The 11,787-nt window shown below is 54.6% G+C and carries 9 protein-coding genes; 4 read left to right on the top strand and 5 right to left on the bottom strand.

Annotated features, from left to right (window positions below):
- Positions 1 to 2,207: Hint domain-containing protein (locus ACXAGA_RS14200; protein ID WP_475118125.1), on the top strand; the 2,207-nt coding region annotated here is incomplete at its 5' end.
- A 37-nt stretch (positions 2,208 to 2,244) separates the two neighbouring features.
- Here the strand turns inward: ACXAGA_RS14200 and ACXAGA_RS14195 are convergent.
- Complete coding sequence (locus ACXAGA_RS14195; RefSeq protein ID WP_475118124.1) at positions 2,245 to 2,823, bottom strand: nucleotidyltransferase family protein; 579 nt, start codon at positions 2,821 to 2,823, stop codon at positions 2,245 to 2,247.
- Positions 2,824 to 2,894: 71 nt separating this feature from the next.
- Between ACXAGA_RS14195 and ACXAGA_RS14190 the strand changes: the two genes are divergently transcribed.
- Positions 2,895 to 4,124, top strand: coding sequence for a DUF2254 domain-containing protein (locus ACXAGA_RS14190; RefSeq protein ID WP_475118123.1), 1,230 nt, complete (start codon positions 2,895 to 2,897; stop codon positions 4,122 to 4,124).
- Here the strand turns inward: ACXAGA_RS14190 and ACXAGA_RS14185 are convergent.
- Positions 4,121 to 4,675 (bottom strand): lipid-binding SYLF domain-containing protein, encoded by a 555-nt coding sequence (locus ACXAGA_RS14185; protein ID WP_475118122.1) that lies wholly within the window; start codon positions 4,673 to 4,675, stop codon positions 4,121 to 4,123. The genes ACXAGA_RS14190 and ACXAGA_RS14185 overlap by 4 nt on opposite strands.
- Positions 4,676 to 4,770: 95 nt before the next feature.
- Positions 4,771 to 5,769, bottom strand: a complete 999-nt coding sequence (gene hemB / locus ACXAGA_RS14180) for a porphobilinogen synthase (RefSeq protein WP_475118121.1) — start codon at positions 5,767 to 5,769, stop codon at positions 4,771 to 4,773.
- A gap of 115 nt (positions 5,770 to 5,884) precedes the next feature.
- Between hemB and ACXAGA_RS14175 the strand changes: the two genes are divergently transcribed.
- Both ACXAGA_RS14175 and mfd read left to right on the top strand, forming a co-directional pair.
- Positions 5,885 to 6,409 carry a component of SufBCD complex gene (locus tag ACXAGA_RS14175; protein ID WP_475118135.1) on the top strand — a complete coding sequence of 175 codons (525 nt, stop codon included), beginning with the start codon at positions 5,885 to 5,887 and terminating at the stop codon, positions 6,407 to 6,409.
- A 34-nt stretch (positions 6,410 to 6,443) separates the two neighbouring features.
- Positions 6,444 to 9,890: a transcription-repair coupling factor gene (gene mfd, locus ACXAGA_RS14170; RefSeq protein ID WP_475118120.1), complete on the top strand. Its 3,447-nt coding sequence runs from the start codon at positions 6,444 to 6,446 to the stop codon at positions 9,888 to 9,890.
- Here mfd and ACXAGA_RS14165 read toward each other — a convergent pair whose 3' ends face one another.
- Together ACXAGA_RS14165 and ACXAGA_RS14160 are read right to left on the bottom strand one after the other, a co-directional pair.
- The gene (locus ACXAGA_RS14165; protein WP_475118119.1) at positions 9,891 to 11,096 is read right to left on the bottom strand and encodes an MFS transporter; all 1,206 of its coding nucleotides are present in this window, start codon (positions 11,094 to 11,096) and stop codon (positions 9,891 to 9,893) included. It abuts the gene before it with no gap.
- A gap of 19 nt (positions 11,097 to 11,115) precedes the next feature.
- A complete protein-coding gene (locus tag ACXAGA_RS14160; protein WP_475118118.1) occupies positions 11,116 to 11,760 on the bottom strand; it encodes a DsbA family oxidoreductase in 645 nt (214 codons plus the stop codon).
- Between the last annotated feature and the right edge of the window lie 27 nt (positions 11,761 to 11,787).

The raw sequence follows: 11,787 nt of genomic DNA, 5'->3' as shown, positions 1-11,787 counted from the left end.
ATGTGAACCCGGATGGCACCATCACCTTCACGCCGGACGAAAACTTTAACGGTGACACGACGATCACCTACACAGTGACCGATCCTGCGGGCAACACCGACACCGCGACCGTGACCGTATCGGTTGCGCCGGTGGACGATGCCCCAAAGGCCGTCGATGATGTGTCGGCAACCGAATTCGAAACGCCTGTGACCATTAATGTTCTGGCGAACGATTTCGATGTTGATGGTGATGACCTAACCGTCACCGATGCGGTTTCGGCAGATGGCTCTGTCGCGATCAACGGCGATGGCACGATCACCTTTACGCCGAACGATGGTTTCGAAGGTGAAGCAACCATCACCTACACGATCACTGACGAAGAAGGCCTGACAGATACCGCAACTGTGCGCGTGGCCGTATCGGATGATCCGCGTGACGGCACCGTCGAAGGCACCGCAGGTAACGATATTATCGACAGCACCTATATCGGTGACCCAGATGGCGACATGGTTGACAACAACGATGCGATCCTTCCGGGCGATGTTGGCGATGATGACCTGATCTACGGTTTCGAAGGCGACGACACCATCACGGCCGGCACTGGCGATGACGAAGTCTATGGCGGCATCGGCGACGATTCGATCATTGGTAACGGCGGTAACGACACCATCTTTGGTGAAGACGGCAATGACATCCTGCGTGGTGGATTTGACGCTGACACCATCTATGGTGGCGATGGCGCGGATGTCATGGACGGCATGTCTGGCGATGACACTTTGATCGGCGGTCTGGGCGACGATAGCATCGTTGGCGGCGGCGGCGATGACTATATCGAAGGTAACGAAGGCAACGACACCATTCAGGGCGGCAACAACGCTGATCTGATCTATGGTGGTGCTGACAACGACACCATCATGGGCGGCGAAAGCGATGACGTCATCTATGGTGACGGCGGTGACGACACCATCTTGGGCGAAGCTGGAAACGACACGATCAAAGCTGGCGACGGCAATGACGTGGTGTCGGGCGGCGAAGGCGACGATAACATCATCGGCAACGGCGGCAACGACACGATTTCCGGTGACGACGGCAACGATACACTGCTGGGCGGCTTTGATGCTGACGTCATTTACGGCGGAACTGGTGCGGACACCATCGACGGTATGTCCGGCAATGACAGCATCTTTGGCGGTCTGGGCGACGATAGTATCGTTGGCGGTGGCGGCGATGACTACATCGAAGGCAACGAAGGCAACGACACCATTCAGGGCGGCAACAATGCTGATCTGATCTATGGTGGTGCTGACAACGACACCATCATGGGCGGCGAAAGCGATGACGTTCTGTTTGGCGATGCCGGTGACGACGTAATTTCGGGCGACGATGGCAATGATACCATCGTTGGCGGCGAAGGTGCGGATGATCTGTCGGGCGGCTTTGGCAACGACACGTTCTTGGGTGGCCAAGGTGGTGACACTGTCGTCGGCGGCGAAGACGTGGACGGCAACGATGTTGACGTACTGGATCTGACCGGTTCGAACGTAGATTTCATCACCTACACCAGCGACGACAAAGAGGACGGTACGGTTACCTTCCTTGATGGGTCGACCATGACATTCTCGGAAATCGAAAATGTTGTGCCGTGCTTTACGCCTGGTACGATGATCGCAACGATCCGCGGCGAAGTCCCTGTCGAAGACCTATGTGTCGGTGACCGCGTTATCACCCGCGACAACGGCATTCAGGAAATCGCGTGGCTGGGTCACAAAGACATGTCCGGCAAACAGTTCGTCAACAACCCGCACCTGAAACCTGTGCTGATCAAGGCAGGCGCTTTGGGGCAGGGGCTGCCTGAACGTGACATGCTGGTATCGCCGAACCACCGTGTTCTGGTGTCGTCCGACCTGACGCAGCTGTATTTCGAAGAACGCGAAGTTCTGGCAGCGGCGAAACATTTGGTCGGCAGCCAAGGTATTCACCGCGTTGACGTGATGCAGACGACCTACATCCACTTTATGTTCGAACGCCACGAGGTGGTTCTTTCGAACGGATCGTGGACCGAAAGCTTCCAGCCAGGTGATTACAGCCTGAAAGGTATCGGTAATGGTCAGCGCAATGAAATTCTGGAACTGTTCCCAGAATTGAAACTGAAGAATGGTCTGGATAACTACCATTCGGCACGTAAGGCGCTGAAACGTCACGAAGCCAAACTGTTGATCCGCTAAACCGAGATCAGAGTTTTAAGAAAAAAGAAGCCGGCGGTTATCGCCGGCTTTTTTCGTATTTGTCCCATGCATCGATCGTATCCAGATCGCGAACATATCGTTCATCATCGGTGTCGATCACGAACATCTGTTTGCGATGGGATCGAATGATTTTGGCGGCGCCATTATCGCCGGATAGATCGTCGAACAGGGGTAAAAGGTCTGATGTAAAAAGGACGGGATGTCCCATTCTGCCGTTCGACCCATATCGCCAAATTTTGTGATTTGGCTGCGCGCTACGGGTCTGTATCAACCTGCTGAAATCATTGGTTTCGATATCTGGCATGTCAGGTAGACAAATCATCAGGTCCGTCTGTGGCATCGAACCTACGGCCATCCGCAACGTGTCGGACATGCCCGTCGGGCTGCCCAGAACGCAGGTCGCTTCCGAATTTTCCAACATCTGCGCACGTGGATGATCCATCGACGGAACGGCAACAAAGACGGGGCAACCGACCGCTATCGCGCGTCGCACTTGCCGAACCAATAGGGGAACGCCGTCAATCTGTCTGGTCAATTTGTCTTGTCCGCCCATGCGTGATGACAAACCAGAGGCAGGAAATAAAATAGCGGTCATCGGAATTCCTTTTCGCCATTGGCAATGCAGATCGTCGGCCTACCATTCGGATAAGCAAATTAGGTGCAATTTTGATTTTATCGATATTACAACGGCTTCGTCTATTATTTCAGCAATTGGCGTGGCGTGTCCTGCTGGTCGGGGGATTGGCGGTTATTGCCGTCCCGACGGCCAAATTATTTGGCGGGTTCATCCCAGATGGCATCAGCGAAAAAATCGGAGCAGAGGCTGTTGATGCTCTGTTGACGATCATCGCGTCGTCGATGTTGGCCGTTACGACATTTTCGTTGTCGGTGATGGTATCCGTTTATCGATCGGTCGCATCACAATGGACACCGCGCGCGCACCGTATTCAGCTAAAAGACACGCGGACCCAAACTGTTTTGGCGACCTTTGTCGGCGCGTATATCTATGCGCTATTGTCGATCATTTTGCTGCACACGCCATTTTTCACCGAAGGCGAAATCGTTGTTCTGTTTGCCATGACGATCGTTGTGATCGTCATGATTGTGGCGACCATTTTGCGTTGGGTTCTGCATTTGCAAACCTTTGGCAGCTTGGAACAAACGGCGAATACTATTCGCGATGACACGGTGCGCGCGTTGAACGAATGTTTGTCAAAGCCAGCGTTGTCGGCCAACCCACTGACGCCCGATGTTATCATCCCAGCCGATGCAGTGACGGTGCGTGCTGATCGGTCAGGGTACATTGTCCGCGTTTTTGTCCATGCGTTGCAGAATGCTGCGATGGACTGTCAGGGATACATATGGCTGACCGTCAAACCAGGCGATTACGTCAACCAAGGCGAAGTTATCGGCCATGTTTCAGGCGACATTGACGCAATGAACCGCGCGATCAAACGGCACATCGATATCGGACTACATCGCGATATCCCGCAAGACCCCGAAATCGGAATGGTCATGCTGTCTGAAATTGGCGTAAAGGCCATGTCGCCCGGTGTGAATGACCCCGGCACGGCGATCTGGATGATAGATCGCATTATGTCAGTCATTTTTGAGGCGCCAGATCAGGTTCCCCCCAGCTGCGACCGTATTTGGATGCCAGTCTTTGAACTGCATCGCGCGTTTTATACGTCTGTCGACCTACTTGCCCGCTATTCCGCCGGCGCGGTCGAAGTCCAACAAGCAATGTTTAAACGGCTGGATGGCGTTGCGCATTGCGACGATCCGGCTCTAGCGGCGGCGGCGCGCGAAATTGGCGCGCGTTTATACGCGCGCGGACAACAAGGCCTGCCCACAGACGTGGACAAGCAAGATATTTATAAACCCGATTGGATTTAAGGCAGAACGCGCGTGTATTTGGTGCCTTCTAGCGTGGCGCCAACACGGAAACCCGCCTGACCGAACACGACCGCAATCACAGGGGCCAGCGACGTTGTGGTTTCTGCGCGGATGTTTTCGCCCTGATCGTTCAGTGCGTATTCCATATCCGCACCGGCTGCCCAGCCGGACGACTGGCGGAAATCCATCAACGATTCTTCGGTCATGAAAAACAGAACGTGGCTGTATTGCTGACCACCCAACTGCAGGCCCGCGCTGGCGCTGGCGGCAGAATAGTAATCAACGGTCGTTTGACCGATCCGCAACGCGCCGCGGCCATATGCACCGCCAAAGCCCAAACCGACTTCGGTGATCAGCGGCATAACCAACATACCGGCCGATTTCAGCATAAGGTCACGGGTGCCGGGGTAGCGGCTGTACATGTAGGACAATGTGGAATCGACGCGCGCGTCGATCGTCGCCGCACCGTTTGTGCCGATCCCGTTTGAACAGGCCGATAGCGTAGCCGCAGCCGCGCCCAGCCCGAAATTACGACGAGTGATAAGGGTCATTGCTCTTGCCTCTTGTATGGCGGATTTTCCCGCTCTGTCCGCGCAACTATACGCTGTTGCGCGGTTTGTGTCATCCACAACCTGTATGTCGGCGGTTAACCGTTTAGGATACGGGCGGCCTCGGGGGCGAAATAGGTTAGGATGCCGTCACAGCCCGCGCGTTTGAAACACATCAGGCTTTCCAGCATGACCTTTTCACCGTCCAGCCAGCCGTTTTGAACAGCCGCTTGGATCATCGCGTATTCGCCCGACACTTGATAGGCATAGGTCGGCACGCCAAAGGTGGATTTTACGCGCTGGCAGATATCCAGATACGGCATTCCCGGTTTCACCATGATCATATCCGCGCCTTCCATCAGGTCGCGTTCGACAAGCCGCATGGCCTCTTCGGAATTGGCGGGGTCCATTTGATATGTCTTTTTGTCGCCTTTCAATGCACCCGATGCGCCAACAGCATCGCGGAACGGGCCATAGAACCCGCTGGCATATTTCGCAGTATAAGAAAGGATCGCAACATTCTGATATCCTTCGCTTTCTAGCGCAGAACGGATCGCGCCAATGCGGCCATCCATCATGTCAGATGGTCCGAGGATATCCGCGCCAGCCTCTGCCTGCGCCAGAGCCATTTTGACCAGCGCCTCGACCGTTTCATCGTTAAGGATTTCGCCATTGTCGACGTATCCATCGTGGCCGTTGATGTTATAAGGGTCCAGCGCGATATCCGTCATGACCATCATTTCTGGCACTTCGTCTTTGATCGCGCGGATGGCCTGATTTGTCAGGTTGTCGGGCGACCACGCCATGGCGCAATCTTCGGTCCGATGTTCCATGGCCGTATAGGGAAACAGACACATCGCTGGAATGCCCAGATCCGACGCCATCGCAGCCGATTTGACAACGCGGTCAATGGTTTGACGCCGCACGCCGGGCATAGACGGGATCGGTGTTTCATCGTCTTCGCCATCCATCAAAAACACAGGCCAGATAAAATCATCAGGCGTCAGCGTGTTTTCGCGCACCATGGCGCGGATACCGGGGGATTTGCGCAAACGGCGCAGTCGGGACGTAGGATACGGAGCGACGGTGGGTTTCATAGCGGGCCTTTCATGTCACAAATCATGGGTGCCACGGATTTTTGACGGGAACAAGTCTGGGCTTTGCCCAATTGGGTCGATAGTGTCCGACACAAACAATGAACGGACGGTATTCGTGAACCTGACGCAAACGATTTTCGAAGTCATCGACCTGCGGTCATTTTCAAACCTGTGGTACTGGATCGCGTTGGCTGTTTTGTGGTCCACCGCATCCCATTACGTGTTGGGCGTCCCGTTTGACCTGATCCAACGCGCCGCCCGAGAAGGCGGAGAGGCGTTCGACGATCTGCAATCCATCGTACGCGTCAACGTAAACCGTTTGCTGTTCATCGCACGCGGGTCGGGCCTGTGGCTGACAGGGTTCATGACGTTCGTGTTGACCGGACTGTTTATTCTGGCCGCATTTTACCACATCGAATTCGCCCAAGCGGTTATTTTGATGGCCTTTCCGATGACTTTGGTCGGTGCGTTGTCGATTTACACCGCGCATATCATCGAAGCTGAGGGGCTGGAAAAAACGACATTGTTTGGTCGATTGCGCCGACATCGGACCTATACCCAATTTATCGGGATGGCGTCCATTTTTGTAACCGCGATTTTCGGCATGTACCAAAACTTGGGCGGAGCTTACGGGTTCTGATTGACTTCACGGACGGGCAGGATAGGTCACGCGCATGGCTCAGAACTCTCACATCACGGTCTGCGGCGCACCAGAAGGTTTTGACGCCCAGCTTATTCTAAACGAAATCGAAAAAACGGGCGCGCCTGTTTTGCATGTCGCGCGCGATGATCGGCGTTTGACCGAAATTCAGGCCGCTTTGGCGTTTTTTGCGCCCGACATGCCCGTCGTGGTTTTTCCTGCGTGGGATTGTTTGCCATATGACCGCGTGTCGCCCAATGCGGATGTGTCTGCGGCGCGTATGGCGACCTTGGCGGCGCTGTGCCACGGGATGCCAGCCAAATTTGTCGTTCTGACCACGCTGAACGCGGCGACCCAGAAAATCCCAGCGCGCGATGTGTTGAAATCCGCATCCTTTACCGCCCATGTGAACCACCGCATGGACGAAGAAGGGCTGCGTAACTATCTGGTTCGTATGGGATTTACCCAATCGCCTACAGTGATGGAGCCAGGTGATTATGCGATCCGCGGCGGTATCATTGATATCTTTCCCCCAGGGGAAAGCGGCCCCGTTCGCCTAGACCTGTTTGGTGATGTTCTGGATAGTGCCCGCAGGTTCGATCCAGCTTCGCAGCGAACAATCGAAAAACTTGATGTGATAGAATTGGCGCCCGTGTCCGAAGTTATTTTGGATGATGCCGCAATTACCCGTTTTCGCCAGAATTATCGTATTGAATTTGGGGCCGCAGGCACTGACGACCCACTGTACGAAGCCATCAGTGCAGGCCGCAAACATTCAGGCGCAGAACATTGGCTAGGGTTCTTTCACGAACGTCTTGAAACTCTGTTTGACTATGTTCCCAACGCTACAATTACCTATGATGATCAAATAGATGCGGCGCGTGATGCACGTTGGACGATGATCGACGACGCCTATGAGACACGCAAGATTGCGATGTCGCAAAAAGGGCGGATCGATAGCGTTTATAAACCTGCGCCGCCTCGTACGATGTATCTGGATGATGATGCGTGGATGGATGCTGTTGCAGGGCGGCGCATCTTGGATTTCAAACCGCTGAAACAATCGACGGGTTTGGGTGTTATCGATGCCGGCGGCCGTATCGGGCGGGATTTTGCGCCTGAGCGCCAGCAGGAAAACATCAGCCTTTTCGGTGCCTTGGCCGATCATGTTAAGAAACGTTTAGACGACGGCCCCGTTATCATCGCATCCTATTCCGAAGGCGCGCGCGAACGCCTGACTGGCCTGTTAGAGGACGAAGGACTGGGCGAAGTTATCCCCGTCAAAAACTACGCCCGCGTTGGAAAATCTGGTATCCATTTGGCCATCTGGCCGCTGGAAAAAGGGTTTGAAACCAACAACCTGACGGTCATTTCTGAACAAGACGTGTTGGGCGACCGTCTGATCCGCCAGTCGAAAAAGAAACGCAAAGCGGAAAATTTCCTGACCGAAACCCAAAGCCTGACTCCGGGCGATTTGGTCGTTCACGTCGATCACGGCGTTGGCCGCTATATGGGTCTGGAAGTCGTCAAAGCCTTGGGCGCGGCGCACGAATGTATCCTGCTGGAATACGCCGAAGGATCAAAGCTGTATCTGCCGGTCGAAAACATCGAACTGCTGTCGCGATATGGCCATGAAACGGGGCTGCTGGACAAACTAGGCGGCGGCGCATGGCAGGCGAAAAAGGCGCGGATGAAAGAACGCATTCGCCAGATGGCCGAACGCCTGATCCGCGTGGCTGCCGAACGCGAATTGCGCAAAGCGCCGGTTCTAACGCCGCCAGATGGCATGTGGGATCAATTCCTTGCACGTTTCCCATACGCCGAAACCGAAGATCAGCTACAGGCGATTTCGGACGTTCTGGACGATCTGGATTCCGGCCGCCCGATGGACCGCCTGATTTGCGGCGACGTTGGCTTTGGCAAGACCGAGGTCGCGATCCGCGCTGCATTCGTGGCGGCGATGTCGGGTGTGCAGGTGGCCATTGTGGCGCCAACGACACTGCTGGCGCGTCAACACTACAAAGGGTTCGCCGAACGGTTCCGTGGTTTCCCGATCAATGTCGCGCCGCTGTCCCGATTTGTATCCACCAAAGAGGCAAACAAAACCCGCGAAGGTATCGCCAACGGGCAGGTCGATATCGTTGTCGGCACCCATGCGCTGCTGTCCAAGACCGTGAATTTCAAAAACCTTGGCCTGCTCATCATCGACGAAGAACAGCATTTCGGCGTTCAACACAAAGAACGTTTGAAACAGATGCGGTCGGATATTCACGTGCTGACCCTGACTGCGACGCCGATCCCGCGGACGCTGCAATTGTCGCTGTCGGGCGTACGCGAATTATCTGTCATCGGCACGCCGCCCATCGACCGTTTGGCGATCCGCACCTATGTCAGCGAATGGGACACGATCACCATCCGCGAGGCGCTGCTGCGCGAACATTATCGCGGTGGGCAATCGTTCTTGGTTGTCCCGCGCGTATCCGATTTGGCCGAGATGGAAGATTGGATCAAACGCGAGGTACCCGAGGTATCCTATGTCGTTGCCAACGGACAAATGGCGGCGGGCGAATTGGACGACCGTATGAACGCGTTCTACGACGGTAAATATGACGTTCTGATCGCAACAACTATCGTCGAAAGCGGTCTGGATATCCCGACAGCGAACACGATGATCGTGCACCGCGCGGATATGTTTGGCCTGTCGCAGCTGTACCAGATCCGTGGCCGCGTCGGACGTTCGAAAACGCGCGCCTATGCCTATCTGACGACGAAACCACGGGCGAAACTGACGCCTCAGGCGGAAAAACGTCTGCGGGTGTTGGGCAGCCTTGATACCTTGGGTGCTGGTTTCACTCTGGCGTCGCAGGATTTAGATATTCGCGGGGCTGGTAACCTATTGGGCGAAGAACAATCCGGTCACATCAACGAGGTCGGGTTCGAGCTGTATCAACAGATGCTGGAAGACGAGATTGCCAAAATCAAATCGGGCAGCGTGACGCTGTCTGACAATGACGGCCAGTGGGCGCCTCAGATCAATTTGGGCGTGTCGGTCCTGATCCCCGAAGATTACGTTCCCGATCTGGACGTCCGTCTGGGTCTGTACCGCCGTCTGTCCAGCCTCACGAAAAAGGTCGAGCTGGAAGGCTTTGCCGCGGAACTGATCGACCGGTTCGGCAAACTGCCCAAAGAGGTGAACACCCTGATGCTGATCGTGCGCATCAAAGCGATGTGTAAACGGGCAGGGATCAGCCATCTGGATGGCGGCCCCAAAGGCGCGACCATTCGGTTCCACAACGATAAATTCGCGTCCCCAGAAGGGTTGGTTGAATTCATCACCGCGCAAAAAGGTCTGGCCAAAGTCAAAGACAACAAAATCGTCATTCGCCGCGATTGGAAAACCGACGCGGACAAGATCAAGGGCGCCTTTGCGATTGCCCGTGACCTTGCCGAAAAAGTTGCCGAAGCCAAGAAAAAGGCCTGATTACCGTTTAATCGCGAACATCAGGCCTAGGCTAACCGCCGCCAGCGGGAACAACATCGCGGCCAGTCCCGCGATCGAAACGCCGACGATTTGGCCGATAATGATCGCAAGAACAGATGATGCAATGGTCGCAATCGCCAAAATGACGGATGCGGCAACGCCGGCGATGTGGCCTAATGGCTCCATCGCGATGGCGGTTAAGTTGCCCAAGGTGAACCCGTTCTGAAAAAAGACGCCGATGGTCCAGATCAGGTAAATAGGAAACGCAACTGATACGGGCAAATCCAACATCATGACCACAGCGACGATCAGCGTCACGACAGACTGAACGAAAAGGGCTGCGATCAGAATTTTGCGCATCCCCAATTGGGGAACCAGCCTTGCGTTGATAGGCGACGCGGCCATTGCAGTGATGGCAATCACGGCAAACCACAATGGAAACTGTGCGCCTTTGTCAAAAATGGTTTCAAAAATGGGCTGCGTTGTCGACAGAACAGTGAACAGCATGGCGGAAACCAATGTCTGTATGATCGTCGCAATCATAACGACGGGGTTCGAAACGATTTCTTTGATCGCCACAATGATTGGCCGCACAGCTAGATCGCGGCGGTTATGGGAGGCTAGGGTTTCTGGCAGGCGAGCAAGGGCCCAGACGGCCCCGACGGCTGCAAAAACGACAAAGGCAACAAACGAAAACCGCCATCCGCCCCACGCGATCAAACCCGCGCCAACCGTTGGACCAATGGCGGGTACGACGCCGAAAATCATCATGATGAACGACATGACCGATGCCATTTCACGGCCCGAAAAACGGTCGCGCACAACCGCCACGACCATGATGCGCGGACCAGCCGACCCAATGCCCATAATCAATCGCGCGGCCAGCAATGCGGACATTGAATTCGCAAAATATCCCAAAATTGCGCCGCCGATGTACAGAACAGCTCCGCCGATCAGCACAGGGCGACGCCCAAATCGATCAGAAAGCGGACCCACCAAAATGGTTCCAACACCTAGGCCCAACAGAAAGATTGTCACAATCAGCTGCGCCAGTTGTGGTGCGTCGGGCGATAATTCTGATGCGATGATTTGCTGAGCAGGCAGCATGGAATCGATGCTGAACGCGACCATTGCGGTCAACGTTGCCATCAGACCGATGAATTCGACACTTGCTCTACCGTTTGTGTCGATTTGAATTTTATTCAACTTTTCAATTCCTTGCGGATCATTCTTCAATCAACTTCTGGATGTCAGAAATAACGTTCAGCCACAATTCGGTGTTCTGTGCGCCAGGGACTGCATGCTGACCTGCGACGATATACGTCGGGACAGATTTCACGCCCATTTCGCGGCTATGCGCATCGCGACGTTGAATGCTGTCGATGTCAGAGTCGGTTTTCAAAAGTCGTGCAATAACAGAGGCATCCAGCCCGATGCTATCTGCGATATCACATAGCACTTCGTGATCGGAAATATCGCGACCGTCGCGCCAATAGGCCTGCATCAACGCGGTCATCGTTGGTGTCTGTTTGGATTCCAGTCCGGCCCAGTACACCAAACGATGCGCGTCCAGTGTATTCGGAGTCCGTTTGATGTTTTCGAAATCAAACGTAATACCGGCGCGCGCGGCATGGTCCATCAATTCTACATGCGCTTCGATCGCTTTTTCTTTGGAACCAAACACAATTTCCAAATAATCGGCCCGATCCATGCCTTCGGCTGGCATGTCAGGGTTCAATAGGAACGGATGCCATTCAACGATGAACGGATGGTCCCCCGATTTTTCCAATGCGCGATCCAGATACGCTTTGCCCACGTAACACCAAGGGCAGGATGGATCAGCGAAAATATCGAGTTTTACCATAGTCATCTTCCAATTTTGTCAGCACATATCGCC

This window comes from Marivivens sp. ABH4_498 (genome assembly GCF_056160585.1).
This window is presented reverse-complemented; position numbering and strand designations above follow the sequence as displayed.